Source organism: Nocardia iowensis (assembly GCF_019222765.1).
Classification (GTDB): domain Bacteria; phylum Actinomycetota; class Actinomycetes; order Mycobacteriales; family Mycobacteriaceae; genus Nocardia; species Nocardia iowensis.
Genome location: NZ_CP078145.1, coordinates 4,012,377 through 4,033,602, shown reverse-complemented (window position 1 = coordinate 4,033,602; position 21,226 = coordinate 4,012,377). Strand labels below are relative to the sequence as shown.

Genomic DNA, 21,226 nt, shown 5'->3' with positions numbered 1-21,226 from the left:
CCGTCTGAGGTCGCGAGTCACGGTGGCGGTCGCGACTTCACAGATCGGTGGCCGCGCGCAAAGCCGCCGACGTTTCGCGTGCCAGCGCGTCTGGGTCGCGGGTCGCGTCGACGGTTTCGCCGCGCTCGTCGCCGGACAATGGTTCCAGGGCTGCCAGCTGTGAGTCGAGCAGACTCAGCGGCATGAAATGGTCACGGCGACTGGCGAGCCGGTGTGCGAGCTCGTCTCGCGGGGCGGCGAGGTGCAGGAAGAACGCGTCGGGCACGGCGGCCCGCAGGCGGTCGCGGTAGGCGCGTTTCAGCGCCGAGCAGCTGACCACGCCGCCCTGTCCGGACCGTTCCGCCATCCAGGCCGCCACCGCGTCGAGCCAGGGTGCCCGGTCCGCGTCGTCCAGTGGAATACCCGCCGCCATCTTTTCGACGTTCGCTTCGGGGTGGAAGTCGTCACCCTCGGCGTATTCGACCCCGAGATCGACGGCGAGCCGCGCGCCCACCGTCGACTTGCCGGACCCCGACACCCCCATCACAACCACGATCGGCAGGGCTCGGTCCGGCATGTCGATACCTCTTGTTCTGAATCTCGCCGACCATCGGCAGTTGGGCACGTCCGGTTCGACGATATCCGGCTGGGCAACCCGCTGGCGCGGCGCGCGGCTACTGCGTTCACCGACATCATCCGCGGATGGAAGCGATGAGTTCGGCGATCGCGCAGTGGGTGTCGGTATCCACCGGCAGCAGTGGGGGTCGAGGGTTGCCCGCTTCGATGCCGAGTGAGCGCAGTCCTGCTTTGATGGTCCTCGGCAGGCCACCGCTGACGATCGCATTCAGCAGCGGTTCTAGTCGCTCGAAAAGAGCCGTAGCCGAGGCGGTTTCGCCCACGGTCAGCAATCGCCACACTTCGACAATGTGCTCCGGCACCAGACACGGTGCGGCCGTGCACCATCCGGCGGCGCCCGCATCGAAAGCTTGCAGCGCAAGCCGATTGCTGCCATTGAAGAACGGCACACCCGTCCCACCGAGTTCCGCGATCCGCCGCATCCGCGCGATATCACCACTCGACTCCTTGACCATGGTGATGTTGTCCACGCCCGCAACGAGATCGACAAGAAACTCCGGTGTCATGTCGATCCCACTGGTGCCGGGATTGTTGTACGCCATGATCGGCAGCTGCACCGCATCGGCAACCGCCGCGAAGTGCCCGCGCAGCTCGCGCTCGGTCAACCGCCAGTACGCCACCGGCAGCATCATGAGTGCCGAAGCCCCGAGCCGTTCGGCCAGCTTCGCCCGCGCAATAGTCCCCGCCGTACTCACCTCCGACACTCCCACCACCGTCGGCACCCGCCCATCAACCTGCTCTAAACAGATCGACGCCACAGCCGCCCACTCCTGATCATCCAGATACGCACTCTCCCCAGCACTTCCGAGCGGCGCGACAGCAGAAACCCCCGCCTGAACCAGCCGTTCCACCAGCCCCCGCAACACCCCCTCGTCAACCTTCCCCTTATCACCACCGAACGGCGTCACCGGATACGCCACAACCCCCGCAATAGACCCACTCATCAAATCTCCGTTCCTCAACCCCCGATCATTACTCGAGCACCACCTCTTGACCTTGTCCGCCGGGAAAGGCCGATGCTGGAGTCATGGACGATCTGATGAGCATCGGCGAGTTCGCTGCCCGCTGCGGCCTGTCGGCGAAGATGCTTCGGACCTACGCGGCCGCAGGGCTCTTGGTTCCGGCGGCCGTGGACGAGATCTCCGGATACCGGTACTACTCCCCGACCCAGGTGGACCGAGCCGAGACCATCGGCTTACTGCGCCGAGCACGAATCTCCTTGGCGGACATTGCCTTGTTCCTGAAAGACCCGTCCACTGAGCGAGTCATGGTGTGGCACCGGCAACTCGACAAGGAAATCGAGAGCCGCCGCCATGCACTCGACCTCGTCCGCAACCACCTCGCGACCCGACCACGACGGACGGCTACTCATCCGGTTGTCGAAACAGAAAGGCACACAACCACAATGAACTCACTGACCGCCGCAATGGCGACCGACAAAGGCCTACACCGCGACACCAACCAGGACGCCGTCCTGATCGATGATCTCCTCTACGCCGTCGCCGACGGCATGGGCGCGAGCGGTGCCATCGCAAGCCGCATGTCGCTCGAAGCGCTGCGCGCCGGATTCGCCGCCGACCCGAGCCCCGCGGGCCTCGCCGAAGCCTGCCGGCAGGCCAATCAGCGGATCTGGGACGAGGCGTCGACCGTGGCCGAGTACGAGGGCATGGGCAGCACATTGACCGCGTTCGCCGCCCTCCCGGTCGACCAGGGCGGCCCCGTGGTCGCCAATATCGGCGATTCACGCCTCTACCGGCTCCGGGACGGGCTGCTGGAACAACTCACCGAAGACCACAGCGTCGTCGGCCCGCTGGTACGGGCAGGCGAGCTCACCGAAGACCTGGCACGGACCCACCCACAACGGCACCTACTCACCAGAGCGCTCGGCATCGGCCCGGACGTCACGCCCGATGTGGTCGCAGTCGATTGCAAACCAGGTGACCGCCTGGTCGTCAGCACCGATGGTCTCTACAACGATGTCGCCGAATCCGACATCGCCGACGCGTCCGCCGCACCGGATCCGGAGTCGGCGGTGGCGCGACTCATCGACCTCGCCGGAGCGGCGGGCGGCACGGACAACATCGCGGTCATCGTGATCGACGTGCGCTGACCCACACACCCCGGGCGGACGGTGTGGGGGCGTCCTCGGGCACGATGGTGATCATGGAATTGCGCATCTTCACCGAACCGCAGCAGGGTGCCAGCTATGACACGCTGCTGACCGTTGCCAAGGCCACCGAGGACCTGGGATTCGACGCGTTCTTCCGGTCCGATCACTATCTGGCGATGGGCGACGCGGACGGGTTGCCGGGGCCCACCGACGCGTGGATCACCCTCGCGGGACTGGCCAGGGAGACCAAGCGGATCCGCCTGGGCACGCTCGTCACGGCCGCCACCTTCCGGCTGCCCGGCCCGCTGGCGATCCAGGTCGCGCAGGTCGATCAGATGTCCGGCGGCCGGGTGGAACTCGGCCTCGGCAGTGGCTGGTTCCCCGAGGAACACTCCGCCTACGGCATCCCGTTCCCCGCGGACAAGTTCGCGCGGTTCGAGGAGCAGCTGGCGATCATCACCGGACTGTGGGCGACCAAGCCGGGCGACACGTTCGACTTCGCGGGCGAGCACTACCAGCTGACCAACTCCCCCGCCCTGCCGAAGCCGGTGCAGAACCCGGTACCGGTGTTGATCGGCGGCCACGGCGCCACCCGTACGCCGCGGCTGGCCGCCCAGTACGCGACCGAGTTCAACATGCCGTTCTCCTCGATCGAGGACAGCGCAGCCCAGTTCGGCCGGGTCCGCGCGGCAGCCGAGGCGCGCGGCCGCAAGGCGGACGACCTGACCTACTCGAACGCCCTCGTCGCCTGTGTCGGCGCCGACGATGCCGAGGTGGCGCGGCGCGCCGCGGCGATCGGGCGTGAGGTGGCGGAATTGAAGGCCAACGGGCTCGCCGGGTCGCCCGCCGAGGTGGTGGACAAGATCGGCCGGTACGCCGAGATCGGCGCCAAGCGGATCTACCTGCAGATACTGGATCTGACCGATCTCGACCACCTGGAGTTGATTTCCAGCCAGGTGCAGGCGCAGCTCTGACGCTCAGCCGAGCGGCCTGCTGGTCGGCAGGTTCACGAAGCTCGGCTGCGCCGGATCCAGCCGCAACGACTGCGGTTTGAGTGCGGTGTTGTTCAGCAGCGGGCGGAAGGCCAGCGCTTTGGGCGAGTTTCCGGCGAAGACATCGACGCGTAGTCGATGTCCCGGCTGGAGCGCGGCTTGGACCGGGATGACGGCGATGTCAAGCGCGACGGGCTCACCGGGGACCACGGGCAGCAGGCTGTCCAGGGTGATCGGGTTGTACGGGGCGGTGTAGTCACCGTTGGCGGACCGGGCGCTCTTCGACTCGTCGACGGCACGCATCGAGGCGGTGAGCTGACCGGTACTCAGCACGGTCGAAGTGCCGTCGGGCGCAACGTCGTTCACGGTGACCGCCCAGTAGCCGTCGGTCGCGTCGTGCACGGTGTTGAGGTGCACGTTCATCGGGCCGGAGATGACCGTCCGCTCGGTGACCGGCGGGCTGGTGAAGGTCAGCCCGTTCCGTTCGGCGATCCGAGAGTCCTTGGCGCACATATCCAATATCGCGGGGATACCGGCGGCGCCCTGGGTGGTGTCGCGCGAACACCAGGTGGTGAGGCCGGGCGCCACGGTCAGCGTCCGGTGCTCGTCCGGCTTTGTCGCGGACAGTGATCCGTCGTGCACGCTCTCGGCGGTCCCACTGGGCGCCGCGGAAAGATAGACGCGCCGATGTTCCGTGCCCGCCTGTGGGAACTGGCCGAGCGTGATCCAGCCGCCCCCCTGTTCCCAGACGGTCACCGGCCCGAATCCGTCGATGCCGTGATCGATGTCCTTGAGCCACTTGTCGAACCAAACCCGCTGCAATACTTCCAGCCGCGGTGGGGCGCCGGGCCCGCCCATGCCCGCACCAGGATTGGCGTGATAGGTGTCGCCGACAACCAGCTGTTTCTTGTTGGCGGGCAACGGTATAGCGTTGTATACCTTTGTCGCGCTGTTGGCGAAGATGTCGTGCCAGCCGCCATAGACGAAGGTGGGCACGGTGATTCGTTCCGGATGCCCGAGAATGCCTTGGCGGAAGTCGCTTTCGTGGTCGAGCGCGGCGGCAAGCGACGGTGGGATGTCGTTGAGTGACGGCGTGAGCAACGCTTGGAGCAGCAGGTCGTAGTTGGTGGAGGGGTCGGCCATGCGATCGCTGAGCCACCGCCAGTCGAATGTGCCGTTGAGCATCGATTGCACATCGGGGATCAGCTTCGTCTGGTTCACGTTGCTCAGCCAGAGCGGCAGGAAGGTGGTGCCGATGCCGCCGCCGGGCGCGACCACATCGCGCATGAGGTCGCTACCCGGCTCGACCGGGAAGATGGCTTTCAATGCGGGCGGCGCGTTTTCGGCGGCGCGCAACTGGGTGATGCCCGCGTAGGAGCCGCCACTCATGCCGATCTTGCCGGTGGACCACGGCTGGGCCGCGGCCCACTCGATCACTTCACGGGTGTCAAGCTGCTCCCGTGCGCCGAGGGTATTCCAGGTGCCTTGGGAAAATCCGGTTCCGCGCACATCCGCCACAACGAGGGTGTACCCGCTGCGAATCAGGTTGCGGTCGATGCCGAGAACGGTTTGCAAGGCTCCGCCGTCGATCGCCTGCAGGAGATCCTCGAAGCCGCTGATCGGTGTCCCGGACAGATTGACCCGCCGGACCAAGTCCAGCGCGAGCGGCTGCAAGCCCGGCACCGCCAACGCCGAATCGACCAGGTTCGTCAACAGTTTGGTGTACGGGGTGAGATTCACGATGGTGGGCAGCGGCCGCTGTTCCACCGCCCCCGCGGCGTCCACCGGCCGGTACACGTTGGCCTTCAGGACGACGCCGTCGCTCATCCGGATCGGGACGTCCCAGTCGATGTGCACGTCGGCATACTGCGGCGGGCCGTCGTGCAGTGCCGTCCAGCGCTCGCTGCGAACGGCGCCGTCCGGCTCGGCCGCCGCGGTACCGACCGCAAATCCGCCGCCAACCACAACGATTGCCAGCACGGTCGCCAATCGAGCGGCGCCGACAAACCGTTGTGCCACTTGCTGCCCCGAAAGCATTCTTCTCCTCGACCGATGTGCCGCACATTGATTGCTCTCCGCAGATTGAAGTGACAACATAGCAATCAGTTCGCTAATCGCTGGGAGGTACGGCCCGGTCGGTTTGTCGCCGTTAATCCGGTTGCGGTATATCGCATTTGCCCGATTTCGGGTGGAGATACCGCACGGTTTGATTTAAGAACGGCCGCCTTGCGTTGTGGGATCGGGTTGGTGGTTCACAGGGTGGCGAGGTACGCCTGGATGGGGGCCGGGTCTGTGGCGATGACGCCGATGTATCCGTCGGGGCGGACCAAGACGAGCGTGCCCGGCTCCGTGGGGTCGAGGTCGTAGTTGTGGAAGGCCGCACCGACGGTATCAGCGGTCGCTGCCGCTGCGCCGGGTGCGATTACCTGCGCGCGGACCTTGGCCCCCTGTGCGCGAACGACTTCGGCGACCGCCCCGGCAGAATCGGTGCCGAATCCGAGCAGCGTGAAGTGGACACCACGGAACAGGTCGAACAAGCGGGCGGCACCGTGCTGGGCATCCGGCGCCCGGTCTCCCGCTCGCACCCTGCGCGGTGTCCGGCGGGCGTCCACGGCCAACGGTCCGCCACGGTAGTTCACCTTCAGCTGGAAGATATCCGGGCTTTCCCGCTCGGGCTCCACATCCCGAAAGTTGCGGTGGTGCAGGCGCGTCGACAGGCCGAGGACATCCGCGGCCACCGGGGCCCGCTCGGCCGCATAGGTGTCCAGCAAGTCGTCAGGGGCACCCGACAGTACGGCGGCCAATTTCCAGCCGAGGTTGTAGGCGTCCTGAATGCTGGTGTTGAGCCCCTGCCCACTGGCCGAGGAATGCACGTGCGCGGCATCGCCTGCCAGAAACACCCGACCGACCCGAAATCGGTCCACCATGCGGACATTCACCCGGTACAGCGAGATCCACTTCAGGTCGGACAACTGGATGTCCGAGCGGCCGGACCTTTCGTCGAGGATCTTCTGCACGGATTCCAGTGTCAGCTCGGGTACCTCCTCGGCGGCCACCGACGCGACGAACTGGTAGTAGTCGGTCCCGGGCATCGACCACAGCGAAAAGCGTTCCGTCACATCGCCGGTCGTCAGAATGTGACAGTGGGTCCCGGTCAGTCCCGTCGCCCGGACGTCGCCGATCAACGTCCGCTCGGTCTCGAAGGTTTCCCCCGCGAAGCCGACACCGAGCGCCTTGCGCACGAAACTACGACCGCCGTCCGCGCCGACCAGATACCGCGCCCGCACTCGCTGCAGTGCACCATCGCGCCGCAATGTCGCTGTGACAGCCGTATCGTCCTGGACGAAATCGACCAGCTCCGTGCCCAATTCGATCCGGCCGCCCAATTCGAGCAGCCGGTCCAGGAGCAGTTGATCGGTGCGCCACTGCGGGAGCAACCAAACGTTCGGGTAGGGCACGCCGTGCCCGCGTTCGGGCGCTGGAGCCCCCAACATGTCGTACACCGTGCGCGTCCACCGCACCCGCGTGCCCTCGTACATCCGGAACGATGGGAACGGCGCCCCGGCGTCGAGCACCGCGTCGATCAGGCCGAGGTCGTCGAAAACCTCCAAAGTCCGCGGCTGCAAACCCTTTCCGCGCGAACCCGCGAACAGTTCCGATGCCTTGTCCACCACCAGGCAGGCGATACCACGCCGGGCCAGATCGCAGGCGAGCGTCAGCCCGGTCGGTCCGGCGCCCACGATCAGCACCGGCAACTCCGCGTTCATCGCGCCCCCGCTTTCTCCGGAAAGGTTCGGGTAAGGATCGGAATGAGCAGTTCGTCGACCAGTTCGGCGAGAAACCGCTGATCGAGCGGTTCGCCGAGAAACATCCTTCGCATGATCTGCCCCTCCGACACCTGATGTGCCAGTTCGGTTGCCGTGTCGTCCGGCAACTCCCCACGTGCCACGGCGCGGTCCACAATGGTGGCAAACGGGCCCAGATCCTCGTTTGCCACGTGCGAGCGCAGCGCGTCCCCGAGTTCGGGGTCGACCCGCATGGCGTGCATGAGCCCCGTCAGCATGGTCACGTAGCGATCATCGACCTGCTCGCACAGCGCGGTGAGGGCGGCGAGCAGATCGCCGCGCACCGTCCCGGTGTCCGGAATCGCCGCCACGTACGCGGCGTCGTTGGCGTCCATGGCCGCCTTAACCAGCGCGGGTTTGCCGGGCCACCGCCGGTAGATGGTGGCCTTACTGGCCTGTGCCCGTGCCGCGACAGCGTCCATTGTCATTGCCGCATAACCGATCTCACCGAGCAGCTGCATCGTGGCGGCGAGTATCGCCTGCTCGCGCTCTGCGCCCCTGACCACACATCCTCCTAGTGAACGGTACTGTTTCGTTCACTTCGAAGATAGCGAAAGGCGGCCAGTCGACGCAAGGCCGACCGCCCGATCATGAGGCTCGATCCCCGCGTGCGACATCCCGGCATGCCTGCAGCAGCGGCTGCAGGCGCTCCAGCGCGCTGGTGCGCACCGCCAGCACCGTGGGCAGCGCGAGCACTCCCGGCGTACAGACCGGCAGGAACGCGACCCGGCTGCTGTGCAGCAGCCGAGCGTGCGGCGCGTAAAGGACCGTCCAGCCTGCGGCACCGGCACCGAGTGCGGCAAGGGTGTCCTGGATCGAAACTTGTTCGGGTCCAAGAACCGGTTCGAATCCCGCATTGCTACATGCGGTCAGCACGAGATCATCCAGCAGCGCGTTGTTCTGCCGGTTGGTCAAGTAGAGCGGCAGCTCGGCGAGCTGGGCGAGGTCGACACATCGCTCGGTCGCCGAGGGATGGTCGGCGGGCAGCGCGACAACCAGTTCGTCGTGCCACACCGGGATCTGCTCGACGCCCTCGGGCGCCGCCACCTCGCCGCGGAGAAAAGCCGCGTCCCACTCGTGCTCGGACACCTTGCGCAGCCGTTGCCCCAGTGCGGCCGACGTCAATTCCACCCGCACGCCGGGTGCCCGCTGCTTCAGTGCGGCGAGCAATCGCTCCAGCCGCTCGCCCATGCCTCGGCTGGTCCCGATCCGCAACACCGTCGGTGGGGTGAGGTACTCGGCAACACTGGTCCGGGCGCGCCGCTCGGCGGCGAGCACCTTCTTCGCGGCGGGCAGAAACGCCGCACCGGCCTCGGTGAGCCGGACGCTGCGCGGCGACCGTTCCAGCAGAACCACGCCGAGCTCACGTTCGAGCCGGCCGAGCTGCTGACTGACTGACGATTGCACGATCATCAGCCGCTCCGCCGCCCGGCCGAAATGTAGTTCTTCGGCCACCGCGACGAAATATCTCAGTTGACGAAGTTCCATGACCTCAGCGGGGTTCGGGGACAAGACTGGGTCAGGCTACCGCCCGTGTCGCACGGCCAACCGATGCGGCGTCATCCCCGCGCGCCGCGCGCCACGCTGGGACACAATGGACGACTCGCCGTCCACACAGAAAGTCGTCGGAGGTGCGCGGGTGAGTAACGCGAGTGTCAGGTCAGCGCGTGGTCGAATTGTTCGCGGTGCGATCACCGCATTACTGGTTGTCGGCACGGTCTCGGCGTGCGACAAAGGTGACGAGCCGGAACCCTCCCCCGGGACGGTGCACAGCACCGCGCCGAGCAATCCCGTCGGTGTGCCGGATCTCGGCACGGTTGAGGAGATCGCCGGTGGCATAGATGTTCCCTGGGGGCTGGCCTTGCTGCCGGGCGGCGACGCGTTGGTCGCGGAACGCGACAGCGGGCGAATTCTGCGGATCAGGCCGGGACAAGCGCCGGAACAGGTGTACCAGGTACCCGGAGTCGTCGCGCGCGGGGAAGGCGGGCTGCTCGGCTTGGCATTGTCGCCACGCTACGACGAAAACCCTTACGTGTACGCGTACTTCACTGCCGAGGACGACAATCGGATCGTGCGGTTCCGGCCGGCCGGCCAGCCCGAAGTGATCTTCGACGGAATCGACAAGGCAGGCAATCACAATGGCGGACGAATCGCGTTCGGGCCGGACGGCATGTTGTATGTCGGGACCGGCGATGCGGGCCAGAGCTCGCTGTCCCAGGATCCGGCGAGTCCCAATGGGAAGATCCTCCGACTGACCCCGGAAGGCCGCCCGGCACCGGGCAATCCGACACCGGGGTCACCGGTATACAGCCTCGGGCATCGCAATGTGCAAGGACTCGCATGGGATCGCGCCGGACGGCTGTTCGCGGCGGAATTCGGGCAGAACCGGTTCGATGAGGTGAATCTCATCGAACCGGGCCGAAACTACGGCTGGCCCGCTGTCGAAGGGATGGGCGGCACCGACCGTGGATACACCGAGCCCCTGACCACCTGGACGACGGACGAGGCCTCCCCCTCCGGCATCGCGATCGCAGGCGACACGATGTATGTCGCCGCGCTTCGCGGCGAGCGGCTATGGATCGTGCCGTTGCACGACCGCACCGTAGGCCGGTCCCGAGATGTACTGCATGGCAACTACGGTCGGCTCCGCACGGTGCTGGTGGCCCCGGACGGCGCGCTATGGCTAACCACCTCCAACACCGACGGTCGCGGCGACCCCGGCCCGAACGACGATCGCATCCTTCGTTTCCCGGCGCGCTGACCCCCGCCGGTCAATCGAACGCCGGGACGCGAACCGGCCGACCGAGCCGCCACACCGCGAAGGTCAACGGCACGCCGGGGCGGTAGGCCAAATGGGTGACCGACGGCGCGTCCAGCACCTGTAGATCCGCCCGGGCGCCGACGCGGACGACGCCGACATCGTCGCGGCGCAGCGCCCGCGCGCCGCCCGCGGTCGCGGCGTGCACCGCTTCGGACACCGAAAGTCCCATCTGCAGAACGGCGGTGGCGACACAGAAGGCCATCGAAGTCGTGTACGAACTGCCGGGGTTGGCGTTGGTGGCCAAGGCGACCGTCGCCCCCGCGTCCAGCAGCGCGCGGGCCGGTGCGAGGCACTGTCTGGTGGACAGGTCGCAGGCGGGCAGCACGGTGGCTACGGTGTCGGAGGCGGCGAGGGCCTCGATATCGGTGTCGGTCAGGTAGGTGCAATGGTCGACGCTGGCCGCGCCGTGGCGCACCGCCAGTTGCACACCGGGACCTTCGCCCAGCTGATTACCGTGCACCCGCAGGCCGAGTCCGCGGGCGCGCGCGGCGCGCAGCACCCGATCGGACTGCTTCTCGTCGAAAGCGCCTGTCTCGCAGAAGACATCGGCCCAGCGCACATAGGGTGCCACCGCGTCCAGCATCTCGCCGCACACCAGATCGACGTACGCTTCGGCGTCCGTATCGGACGGGACCAGGTGCGCGCCGAGGAACGTCACTTCATCCGCGGCAGCGGCGGCGAGCCGAGCCGCGCGCAGTTCGTCGGCGACACTGAGCCCATAGCCGGTCTTCGTCTCCAGGCAGGTGGTGCCCTGCCGGCGCGCCTCCGCGATATGCCGGGCCAGGTTCACCGACAGTTCATCGTCCGATGCGGCTCTCGTGGCGGCGACGGTGATGGCGATGCCGCCTGCGCGATAGGGCCGCCCCGCCATCCGTGCCTCGAACTCGGCGGTGCGGTCACCGGCGAAGACGAGATGGGTGTGGCTGTCGACCCAGCCGGGCAGCGCGGCCCGGCCGCCGATGTCGATCCGCTCGTCGGCGGAGGGGGCGGCGGACGCCGGACCGATCCAGGCGAAATGCTGACCGTCGAGCACCACCGCGGCGTCCCGCAGCGGGCCTTCCTCGGTATTGGTCGTGAGTTCGCCGATGCCGGTGATCAGGATCGACACAGTGCCTCGATCTCCTCTCGCAATACGGTTTCCGGATGTTCCACCCGCAGGTGGCGGTGCTCGGAGACGACGGGGCGGCCCGCAACCAGCACCGTGTGCACGTCGCTCGCGGTCGCCGCGAACAGCGCGGCAGCGGGCGCCGTGCCCGCGGTACGGATCGAATCGAGGTCGATACTGACCAGGTCGGCCGCGGCGTTCGGCGCGATCCGGCCGGCCTCGGGCCAGCCGATGGACGCGTGATCGGTGGCGGCGCGGTACAACTCGGCCGGGGTGAACCGGCCGCGGGCACGGCTCGCCAGCCGTTCGTCCAATTCGAGTGCGCGCCATTCTTCGAAGGCGTCGATCACCGCGTGGCTGTCGGTGCCGAGGCACAGACCGACTCCGGCGTCCGCCAGCGCGCGGGCCGGGCCGATGCCGTCGCCGAGATCGCGTTCGGTGGTGGGGCAGAAACAGGCGCGGCTGCCGCTGTCTGCGAGCAGCCCGATGTCGGCGCTGGTGAGGTGGGTGGCGTGGACAGCGACTGTCCGCGACCCGAGCAGACCGGTTTCCGCCAGCAACGCCGTCGGCGTAAGCCCGTGCGCGGCAAGACAATCATCGTTCTCGGCGGGCTGCTCGGACACGTGGACGTGCACCGGCCGATCGTCCGCCGCACCGGCGACCACCGAGAGCGCGGCTACCGGCACCGCGCGCACCGAGTGCGCGGCGACACCGGTCCGTACCAGCTCTGCTTTCGGCGTGAACGCGGCGGCGCGTTCCGCCCACGCGGCCGCGTTGCCGTCGCTGAACCGGAGCTGATGCTCCCCCAGTTCGACCCCGAATCCCCCTGCGAGATAACACGTATCGAGCAGCGTGAGGCGAATTCCCGCGTCCTCGGCGGCGGCCGCGAGTGCCGCGCTCATCGCGTTCGGATCCGAATACCGTGCACCGCCGGGAGCGTGGTGCAGGTAGTGGAACTCGCCGACGCTGGTATAGCCCGCCAACACCATCTCGGCGTACACCGCCCGCGCCAGCCGGTAATAGGAGTCCGGATTCAGTTGAGCGGCAATGGCGTACATGCGGTCCCGCCACGTCCAGAAGGTGCCTTTGTCGTGCTGTGTGCGCCCGCGCAGCGCACGGTGGAAGGCATGCGAGTGGGCGTTGGCGAAGCCGGGGATCGTCAGGCCGGGCAGCACCGTGCCCGTTCGATCGGTGCCCGGGGTCACCGATCGGATCGTCGCACCGTCCAGCTCGATCGTCACCGCCGCGGCCAGACCGTCCGGCAGCCACGCGTATTCCGCCCAGTAGACGTTCATGACCCAGCCCCGCTCGGATCGGTCATGTGCCGCGTCACGGTTGGCTCGCTCATCCGGCCAGCTCCTCCAGCACGCGCGCGAGACTCTGCGCACCGGTTTCGGTGTCGGCCGGTTCGGCGTATTCCTCGGGGGCGTGGCTGATTCCGGTCGGGTTGCGCACGTACAGCATGCCGGAGGGGACGTGTGCGGCCAGGATGCCCGCGTCGTGTCCGGCGCCGGTGGGCAGCGCGGGCACACCGCCGAGCACCTGGTCCATCCGGTGCCGGAGTGATTCGTCGAAAACGACGTCGTCCGAATAGGACTCCTCCGTGACGGTGAGCACACACCCTTCCGTCGCTGCGGCCGCGCGCGCCGCCTCGGTGATGTCCTCGACCAGTGCCGCCGTACGACCTGTGCCCGAGACCCGGGCGTCGAGCCACAAATCCACCGTGGAGGCAATGACATTCGTGCCACCCGGCGTTGGCACCAGTCTGCCGACGGTGGCGCGCGCGTCGGACATCGCGGCGGCGGCGCGGCGCGCGGCCGCCACCACCGCGGCGGCCGGGACCATCGGATCGTGCCGGTCGGCGAGGCGAGTGGCACCCGCGTGATTTCCCTGCCCGGAGAAGGAGAATCGGTATCGGCCGTGCGCGATGATGCTGCTGCCGGTGGCGACCGGACTGTCCAGCTCGATCAGACCGCGCCCCTGCTCCACATGCAGTTCCACGAAACAACCGATCCGGGCGAGTGCTTCGGGATCGGCACCGAAGCGCTTCGGGTCGTACCCGGCCTTCACGGCGGCCTCGGCAAGAGTGACCCCATCGACGTCGCGCAGGCCGCGGGCCCGGTCGGCGTCGATAGCGCCGGTGAGCAGCCGGGAGCCGAGGCAGGGCACGCCGAACCGTCCGCCCTCCTCCTCCGCGAACACCAGCAGCGCGAGCGGCTTTACCGGGGCAAAACCCTTGCCCTGCAATATCTCCACCGCCGCGAGCGCACTGGCCACGCCGAGTGGCCCATCGAACGCGCCACCGCCGGGCACCGAATCGAGGTGGCTGCCGGTGACGACCGCGTCGGCCCCTTGACTTCCCCACCAAGCCCAGATATTGCCGTTACGGTCGGTGTTCACGTCCAGGCCGCTGTCCAGCGCCCGGTCGATGAACCAGTCCCGTAGCTCGAAGTCGGCATAGTCGTAGACGTGCCGCGAGTACCCGCCGCGCCGGGAATCCCGTCCGACGCCGGCGATCTCGCCCATCAGCTGGTTCACGCCCATGGCGTCGCTCCTGTCGTGCCGTATCCGAGTGGGTGATTCACGGCGCCTCGTGCATGGGGATTCGCACACCGCGCTCGGCGGCCACCGCGCTCGCGCGGTCATAGCCCGCGTCCACGTGCCGGATCACGCCGGTACCGGGGTCGTTGGTGAGTACGCGTTCGATCTTCTCGGCGGCCAGCGGGGTGCCGTCGGCCACGCAGACCTGCCCGGCGTGGATGGAGCGGCCCATGCCGACGCCGCCGCCGTGATGGATGGACACCCAGGTCGCCCCGGACGCGGTGTTGAGCAGCGCGTTGAGCAGCGGCCAGTCGGCGATTGCGTCGGATCCGTCGGCCATCGACTCGGTCTCCCGGTACGGGGAGGCTACGCTGCCGGAGTCGAGGTGGTCGCGGCCGATCACCACCGGCGCCGAGAGTTCACCGCTGGCCACCATCTCGTTGAACCGAAGGCCCGCCAGGTGCCGCTCACCGTAACCGAGCCAGCAGATGCGGGCCGGAAGCCCTTGGAAGGCAACGCGTTCGCTGGCCATCCTGATCCAGCGGCGCAGTGATTCGTTCGCCGGGAACAGATCCACGATGGCGCGGTCGGTGGCCGCGATGTCCTTGGGGTCGCCGGACAGCGCCGCCCAGCGGAACGGCCCCTTGCCCTCGCAGAACAGCGGGCGGATGTAGGCCGGGACGAAACCGGGGAAGTCGAAGGCCCGAGTGCAGCCGCCGAGGGCGGCCTCGCCGCGCAGCGAGTTCCCGTAGTCGAAGACCTCGGCGCCCTTGTCGAGGAAGCCGAGCATGGCCCCGACGTGCTCGGCCATCGATTCGCGGGCCCGCTCGGTGAATTCGTCCGGCTTCTTCGCCGCGTAGTCGGACCAGTCCTCGACGGCGACGCCGCGCGGCAGGTAAGCCAGCGGGTCGTGCGCGGAGGTCTGGTCGGTGACGATCTCGGGATCGAGGCCGATCGCGAGCAGTCGCGGCAGCACCTCGGCGGCATTGCCGATCAGGCCGACGGACAAGGCCTTTCGCTGCCTGCGCGCGTTCGAGACACGGATCACCGCGTCATCGAGGTCGGTCGCGATCTCGTCCAGGTAGCGTTCCTGCACCCGACGCTGCGCGCGGGCCGGGTCGCACTCGATCACCAGCGCGACACCACCATTCATGGTGACCGCCAACGGTTGCGCGCCGCCCATCCCGCCCAGACCCGCGGTCAGGGTGAGCGTGCCCGCCAGCGTGCCGCCGAACCGTTTGTCCGCCACCGCCGCGAACGTCTCGTAGGTGCCCTGCAGGATGCCCTGGGTGCCGATGTAGATCCACGAGCCCGCGGTCATCTGCCCGTACATGGTCAGCCCGAGTGCTTCCAGTCTGCGGAACTCAGGCCAATTCGCCCAGTCGCCAACGAGATTCGAGTTGGCGATCAGCACCCGCGGCGCCCACTCGTTGGTACGGAACACACCGACCGGCTTGCCCGACTGCACCAGCAACGTCTCGTCGGTCTCCAACGTTGTCAGCGACCGCGTGATCGCGTCGAAGCTGGCCCAGTTCCGTGCCGCTTTTCCGGTGCCGCCGTACACCACGAGATCCTGCGGCCGCTCGGCCACTTCCGGGTCGAGATTGTTATGCAGCATTCGCATAGCCGCCTCGGTCTGCCAATTCTTGGCAGTGAGCTGCGTTCCCCGCGCCGCACGCACCAAACGAGTCATGAGACTGCCTCCGTTCCAACGAAATTCAGACCAACAGCGATCAATTCGGGAGCGCAGCCAGCGCTCTTCCTTGCCGCCCGCACGGCCACCGCGCCGCGTCTGGGCCTGCTCGCGCCGCGAGCAGAGCGAGCGGCCCTGTCCCGGTCCGCGCGGCGCTGTTGGCTCATCCGCCGAGGTGCGGCGCGACGGCGCGGCCGAGTTCGCCGGACCGGATGAGGGCTTCGGCGGCCGCGATTTCGGGGGCGAGGTGGCGGTCGGGGGCCGGGCCGTCGACCTGGGTGCGCAGCAGCGCAAGGGCTGCGGCGGTGGCCGGGGCCGGACGCAAGGGGGCACGGAAGTCCAGTGCGCGTGCGGCCGTGAGGTATTCGACGGCCAGCACGGTGGTCAGACCGTCCACCGCGGTGCGCAGTTTGCGGGCGGCGGACCAGCCCATCGAGACGTGGTCCTCCTGCATCGCGCTGCTCGGGATCGAGTCCACCGACGCGGGCACGGCCAGCCGCTTCAGTTCACTCACCACGGCGGCCTGGGTGTACTGGGCGATCATGTGCCCGGAGTCGACGCCGGGGTCGGCGGCCAGGAAGGCCGGAAGGCCGTGCGAGCGGGCGACATCGAGCATCCGGTCGGTGCGGCGCTCGGCCATGCTGGCCACGTCGGCCACCGGGATGGCCAGGAAGTCGAGCACATAGGCGACCGGCGCACCATGGAAGTTGCCGTTGGATTCCAGTCGCCCGTCCGCCAGCACCACCGGATTGTCGATGGCGGAAGCCAATTCGCGGTCTGCGACCAGCTCGGCGTGCGCCACGGTGTCCCGCGCCGCCCCGTGCACCTGCGGCGCACACCGCAGCGAGTACGCGTCCTGCACCCGATTACAGTCCGGCCCACGATGACTGGCCACGATCTCCGAATCGGCCAGGGCAGCGGCAATCCGCGCCGCCGAGCGGGCCTGGCCCGGGTGCGGACGCAATGCCTGCAGGTCGGCGGCGAATACCCGATCGGTGCCAAGCAGCGCCTCTACGCTCATCGCCGCGGTGATATCGGCGACGTCGAGCAGCATATGCAGATCGGCGAGCGCGAGCACCAGCATGCCGAGCATGCCGTCGGTGCCGTTGGTCAGCGCCAGCCCTTCCTTTTCGGCCAGCGTGACCGGCTTGATGCCATTGGCGCTCAGCGCCGTTGCCGCGTCCGTCACGGTCCCGTTGGCGTCGATCACCTCGCCCTCGCCCATCAATGCCAGTGCCACCGCGGCCAGTGGCGCGAGGTCACCGGAGCAGCCGAGCGAGCCGTACTCGTGCACGACCGGGGTGATGTCGGCGTTGATCAGCGCGGCCAGCGTGGCGGCCGTCTCCGGCCGTATCCCGGTGTGCCCGGTGGCCAGGGTGCGCAGCCGCAGCACCATCAGCGCGCGGACCACCTCTCGTTCGACCGGGCGGCCCGCCCCCGCCGCGTGCGAGCGGATCAGTGAGCGCTGCAATGCGACCCGGCTCTCCTGCGGAATGTGGCGGGTCGCCAGCGCGCCGAACCCGGTGGAGACGCCGTAGGTCGGCACCGTCCCCGCCGCCAGCGCATCGACGTGCGCCCGCGCCTGGGCCAGCCGTTCCTCGGTGGCTTCGCTGAGCTCGACCTTGGCTCCGAGGCGCGCGACAGCGACGACACCTTCCCCGGTCAACGGTCCATCGAGTGCCACGGTGGGTAGCTGTGCAGTTTCCGGCATGGGGTCCATTCCACCGTCGCGGCGGGCAGTGGAGAATGAGGGTCGGTCCGATTCTGTCTGATATCCAAGACTCGCCGAGGAGATGGCATGGCAACGAGCAGCGACGTCCCGGCGTTGCGCCGCGGCTTGGCGGTGTTACAACTGCTCGCGGGCCGGGCCGGGCCGATCTCCGCCTCGACGATCGCGCGCGAGTTGGACCTACCGCGGTCCACCACTTATCACCTGCTCGGCGAGTTGGAGGCGGCCCGGTTCGTCACCCGCATCCCCAGCGAGCGCCGCTACGGGCTCGGCATCGCCGCGTTCGAACTCGGCTCCGCGTATCTGCGCCACGATCCGCTCGAGCGGCTGGCCGGACCGCTACTGCGCGAGTTGGTCGAGGAGGTCGGGCACAACGCGCATCTGGGCGTGCTGCACGGCAACGAGTTGCTGTACCTCATCAAGGAACGCCCGGTCCGCCCGGAAACCCTGGTCACCGGGGTCGGTGTGCGGCTGCCCGCACATCTGACCGCGTGCGGCCGCGCGATCCTCGCGTATCTGCCCGCGGCGCAGATCCGCGCGCTCTTTCCGTCGGCGGCCTCGTTCGTTCGCCGCACCGACCGCGGGCCCAACTCCCTTGCCGCACTGCGCACCATCCTGGCCACCGAGCGGCGACGTGGCTGGGCGTGCGAGGACGGTCATGTCACTCCGGGCTTCGCCTCGGTCGCCTATCCCGTTTTCGATCACAACCAACGCCCGATCGCGGCCATCAGCGTCACCTTGCGCCATCACTGCGAGACCACCCCCTGTCCGGCCGACTGGGCGCCGCTGGCCGCCCGGGTCCGCACCACCGCCGACGACCTCACTCAGCGCATCGGCGGGCGGGCGAGTTAGACCTTGCGGCCGACGCCACCCCACGCGGCGGAGGGCGTGCTCGCGTCGTCGGATTCGTCGGGGTGCCACTGGTTCACCGCCACCACGCCGGGCGGCACGAGTTCGAGATCGGCGAAGACTTCGCGGATCTGGTCCACCGTGCGCACGTTGTACGGCACCGCACCGGTCCTGGCGTAATAGTCCGACAATCGGACCAACCGGGCGTCCTCGGTGGTGCCTTCGTACATGGCGAAATAACTACCGGACGGAATGGCTTTCTTCAGCGTGCCGGTGATACGGAGAACGTCGTCCCAGGTACGCGCATGGCCGAGAACGCCCATGAACAAGACGGCGACCGGCTGACTGAAGTTCAGAATGTTGCGAGCCTCGGTAACAATTTGCTCCGGCTCGTGGAAATCGGCTTCGATGAGCGCCGTGACGCCTTCGTCGGTGGTATTGACCAACAGCGCGCGAGCGTGCGCGAGAACGAGCGGATCGTTGTCAACGTAGACGATCTTGGATTCGGCCGCGACACTCTGCGCGACCTCGTGAGTGTTCTGCATGGTGGGCAGTCCGGTGCCCACATCGAGGAACTGGCGGATGCCCTTCTCGGCCGCCAGGTAGCGCACGGTCCGGATCAAGAACTTGCGCGTTTGCCGCGCCATCGTCCCGATTTCGGGGTACACCGAAATCCCGGACTCGCCGGCTATCCGATCGACTTCGTAATAATCCTGACCACCGAGCCAGTAATTCCAGATTCGGGCTGAATGGGGTACATCGGTGCGGATCAGCCGATCGCTTTCGCGGACCATGATGCGGCTCCTCGAGAGGTGGTACGTGCGGCTGACTGTACAAGCGCCCAGGGACCCGTGGCGGTGAATTCGGACATAAACACCGAAGAGTCAGATAGGACACGAGTCGACGGTTCCGCCGAACGCACGGATCGCTACTCGCCAGCGCTGTTGGCTCCGACACTGTACATCCGGCGGGGTGCCGCTCGGGCTGTGACCGGCAACACCGACAGGTATGTTGTGCACAATATAATTGCGGACTACAGTTCTGCATATGACCGATCATCTGACCCTCGATGAGCAGCTCTGCTTCCCGCTGTACGCGGCGTCCCGGGCGATGACCGCGGTTTACCGGCCGAAGCTGGAACGGCTCGGGCTGACCTACCCGCAGTACCTGGTGATGCTCGCCCTGTGGGAACGGGACGGGCGTAGCGTCGGCGAGGTGTGCCACGCGCTCGCGTTGGACTCCGGCACGCTGTCACCGCTGCTCAAGCGGCTGGAGGCGGCGGGCCTCGTGCGGCGGCAACGCGCCGCGGACGACGAACGTCGGGTGGAAATCCAGCTCACCGAACGCGGGCGCGCCCTGCGCGCCGAGGCGCGCGGTATCCCGGCCGAAATGGCCGCGGCCTGCGGCCTTTCGGTAGACGAATTCCTGGCACTGCGCGAAACCCTGCGCAGGCTCACCACCGCACTCTCGACAGCACCGAACGAAGGAGAATAGACATGCAGATCGTCTACACCGCAGAAGCATTGGCGACCGGCGACGGCCGCAACGGGCATGCCCGCACCACCGACGGAAAGGTCGATGTCGACCTGGCCGCACCCAAGGAAATGGGCGGCAGCGGCGAGGGCACCAACCCCGAACAGCTGTTCGCGGCCGGCTACGCGGCCTGCTTCCATTCCGCGCTGCGCCTGGTCGGCAAGCAGGCCAAGGCCGATATCGACGACTCGGCGGTCGGCGCGAAGGTCGGCATCGGCCCCAACGGCGCGGGCGGCTTCGCGCTCGCGGTCACCCTCGAGGTGTCGCTGCCGCATCTGTCCCGTGAAGACGCGCAGGCCCTCGCCGACAAGGCGCACCAGGTGTGCCCGTACTCCAACGCCACCCGCGGCAATATCGACGTCGACGTTGTCGTCGCCGAAGACTGATCGGAGGAGCAAAAGCATGCGTGCCGTAGTCATCGAAAGTTTCGGCGAACCCAAGGATGTACTGACCACCGCGGAACGGCCGGTGCCCGAGCCCGGCGAAGGTGAGGTGCGGGTGGAACTGATCCTCGCGCCCATCCACAATCACGACCTCGCCATCGTGCGCGGCGTGTACGGTTACCAGCCGCCGCTGCCCGCGATTCCGGGTACCGAGGCGGTCGGCCGGATCGACGCGACCGGGCCGGGCGTGACCGGAGTGACTGCCGGCCAACGGGTTACGGTCTCCGGTGCGCAGAATGTGTGGGCCGAATACTTCATCGTCAAGGCTGCCCAGGTGGTGCCGGTACCGGACTCGGTGTCCGATGAAACCGCCGCCCAACTGCTGGCCATGCCACTCAGCGCGCTGATGCTGCTGGAGGATCTCGAGGTGGCCGCAGGCGACTGGATCGCGATCAATGCCGCCAACGGCGCGGTCGGCAGACTGGTCAATGTGCTGGCGCGGCAGCGCGGCGTCAACGTACTCAATCTGGTGCGTGGGCCCAAATCGGTCGACGCACTGCGCGCGGCGGGCTTCGAGCCCGTCTTCGATACCGAGGCCGAGGGCTGGCGCGACGCGGCCGTCGCCGCGACCTCGGGCGCGCCGATCGTGCGCGCCGTCGATCAGGTGGGCGGACGTGCGGCCAGCGATGCGATGGCGTTGCTCGCACCCAAGGGACAGCTGATCTCCTTCGGCGCCCTGTCCGGTCGGCCGCTGGCGCTGAGTCCCAGCGATCTCATCTTCAAACAGACTGTCGTCAAGGGCTTCTGGGGCTCCAAGCGCATCGAGGAGACCTCCGCCGAGGATCGCAGGCGCCTGATCGGCGAACTGGTGTCCGCGGCCGCCCAGGGTGTGCTGCGGCTCGACGTCGAAGCCACCTACCCGCTGGAAGCGGCGGCCGATGCGGCCGTCGCCACCGAAAGTCCCGGCCGCAGCGCGAAGATCGCGTTGGCACCGAAGGCGTAGGGCGCCG

General features: G+C 67.9%; 19 protein-coding genes. 7 read left to right on the top strand and 12 right to left on the bottom strand.

Annotated elements, in window-relative coordinates; translation table 11 throughout:
• Positions 1–37: 37 nt before the first annotated feature.
• Together KV110_RS18590 and KV110_RS18585 are read right to left on the bottom strand one after the other, a co-directional pair.
• Positions 38–556, bottom strand: a complete 519-nt coding sequence (locus tag KV110_RS18590; protein ID WP_218477575.1) for a gluconokinase — start codon at positions 554–556, stop codon at positions 38–40.
• 115 nt (positions 557–671) lie between these two features.
• Entirely contained in the window at positions 672–1,559 is an 888-nt protein-coding gene (locus KV110_RS18585; protein ID WP_218477574.1) for a dihydrodipicolinate synthase family protein, read from the bottom strand.
• An 83-nt stretch (positions 1,560–1,642) separates the two neighbouring features.
• On the opposite strand from KV110_RS18585, the gene KV110_RS18580 reads away from it, so the two are divergent.
• Entirely contained in the window at positions 1,643–2,725 is a 1,083-nt protein-coding gene (locus tag KV110_RS18580; protein ID WP_218477573.1) for a MerR family transcriptional regulator, read from the top strand.
• A 53-nt stretch (positions 2,726–2,778) separates the two neighbouring features.
• Positions 2,779–3,699 carry an LLM class F420-dependent oxidoreductase gene (locus KV110_RS18575; protein WP_218477572.1) on the top strand — a complete coding sequence of 307 codons (921 nt, stop codon included), beginning with the start codon at positions 2,779–2,781 and terminating at the stop codon, positions 3,697–3,699.
• A 3-nt stretch (positions 3,700–3,702) separates the two neighbouring features.
• Here KV110_RS18575 and KV110_RS18570 read toward each other — a convergent pair whose 3' ends face one another.
• The 4 genes from KV110_RS18570 to KV110_RS18555 form a co-directional block, all read right to left on the bottom strand.
• Entirely contained in the window at positions 3,703–5,754 is a 2,052-nt protein-coding gene (locus KV110_RS18570) for a CocE/NonD family hydrolase (RefSeq protein WP_218477571.1), read from the bottom strand.
• Positions 5,755–5,969: 215 nt separating this feature from the next.
• Entirely contained in the window at positions 5,970–7,472 is a 1,503-nt protein-coding gene (locus KV110_RS18565) for an FAD-dependent monooxygenase (protein ID WP_218478594.1), read from the bottom strand.
• Between the two features lie 8 nt (positions 7,473–7,480).
• Complete coding sequence (locus KV110_RS18560; protein ID WP_218477570.1) at positions 7,481–8,068, bottom strand: TetR/AcrR family transcriptional regulator; 588 nt, start codon at positions 8,066–8,068, stop codon at positions 7,481–7,483.
• A gap of 82 nt (positions 8,069–8,150) precedes the next feature.
• Positions 8,151–9,050, bottom strand: a complete 900-nt coding sequence (locus tag KV110_RS18555; RefSeq protein ID WP_218477569.1) for a LysR family transcriptional regulator — start codon at positions 9,048–9,050, stop codon at positions 8,151–8,153.
• Positions 9,051–9,201: 151 nt separating this feature from the next.
• Here KV110_RS18555 and KV110_RS18550 point away from each other — a divergent pair, with 151 nt between their 5' ends.
• Positions 9,202–10,323 carry a PQQ-dependent sugar dehydrogenase gene (locus KV110_RS18550; RefSeq protein ID WP_246634623.1) on the top strand — a complete coding sequence of 374 codons (1,122 nt, stop codon included), beginning with the start codon at positions 9,202–9,204 and terminating at the stop codon, positions 10,321–10,323.
• A gap of 10 nt (positions 10,324–10,333) precedes the next feature.
• Here the strand turns inward: KV110_RS18550 and hutI are convergent, their stop codons facing one another.
• The 5 genes from hutI to hutH form a co-directional block, all read right to left on the bottom strand.
• Entirely contained in the window at positions 10,334–11,491 is a 1,158-nt protein-coding gene (hutI, locus tag KV110_RS18545; protein ID WP_218477566.1) for an imidazolonepropionase, read from the bottom strand.
• Entirely contained in the window at positions 11,479–12,783 is a 1,305-nt protein-coding gene (locus KV110_RS18540) for a formimidoylglutamate deiminase (protein WP_218477564.1), read from the bottom strand. Before KV110_RS18540 ends, hutI begins: the two co-directional genes overlap by 13 nt.
• A 49-nt stretch (positions 12,784–12,832) precedes the next feature.
• On the bottom strand, positions 12,833–14,032 hold the full coding sequence (locus tag KV110_RS18535; protein WP_218477562.1) for an allantoate amidohydrolase: 1,200 nt from the start codon (positions 14,030–14,032) through the stop codon (positions 12,833–12,835).
• A 37-nt stretch (positions 14,033–14,069) separates the two neighbouring features.
• Entirely contained in the window at positions 14,070–15,722 is a 1,653-nt protein-coding gene (gene hutU / locus KV110_RS18530) for a urocanate hydratase (RefSeq protein ID WP_218477561.1), read from the bottom strand.
• Between the two features lie 163 nt (positions 15,723–15,885).
• A complete protein-coding gene (gene hutH, locus KV110_RS18525) occupies positions 15,886–17,433 on the bottom strand; it encodes a histidine ammonia-lyase (protein WP_218477560.1) in 1,548 nt (515 codons plus the stop codon).
• Positions 17,434–17,520: 87 nt separating this feature from the next.
• Between hutH and KV110_RS18520 the strand changes: the two genes are divergently transcribed.
• Positions 17,521–18,303 (top strand): IclR family transcriptional regulator, encoded by a 783-nt coding sequence (locus KV110_RS18520; protein ID WP_218477558.1) that lies wholly within the window; start codon positions 17,521–17,523, stop codon positions 18,301–18,303.
• Here the strand turns inward: KV110_RS18520 and KV110_RS18515 are convergent.
• Positions 18,300–19,094 (bottom strand): SAM-dependent methyltransferase, encoded by a 795-nt coding sequence (locus KV110_RS18515; RefSeq protein ID WP_218477556.1) that lies wholly within the window; start codon positions 19,092–19,094, stop codon positions 18,300–18,302. The two genes, KV110_RS18520 and KV110_RS18515, sit on opposite strands and share 4 nt — an antisense overlap.
• Before the next feature lie 253 nt (positions 19,095–19,347).
• On the opposite strand from KV110_RS18515, the gene KV110_RS18510 reads away from it, so the two are divergent.
• From KV110_RS18510 to KV110_RS18500, 3 genes are read left to right on the top strand one after another with little or no spacing between them, the layout of a single operon-like run.
• Entirely contained in the window at positions 19,348–19,794 is a 447-nt protein-coding gene (locus KV110_RS18510; RefSeq protein WP_218477554.1) for a MarR family winged helix-turn-helix transcriptional regulator, read from the top strand.
• Positions 19,795–19,796: 2 nt separating this feature from the next.
• A complete protein-coding gene (locus KV110_RS18505) occupies positions 19,797–20,219 on the top strand; it encodes an organic hydroperoxide resistance protein (protein WP_218477553.1) in 423 nt (140 codons plus the stop codon).
• Between the two features lie 16 nt (positions 20,220–20,235).
• On the top strand, positions 20,236–21,219 hold the full coding sequence (locus tag KV110_RS18500) for a zinc-binding dehydrogenase (protein WP_218477551.1): 984 nt from the start codon (positions 20,236–20,238) through the stop codon (positions 21,217–21,219).
• The last annotated feature ends 7 nt before the right edge of the window (positions 21,220–21,226 follow it).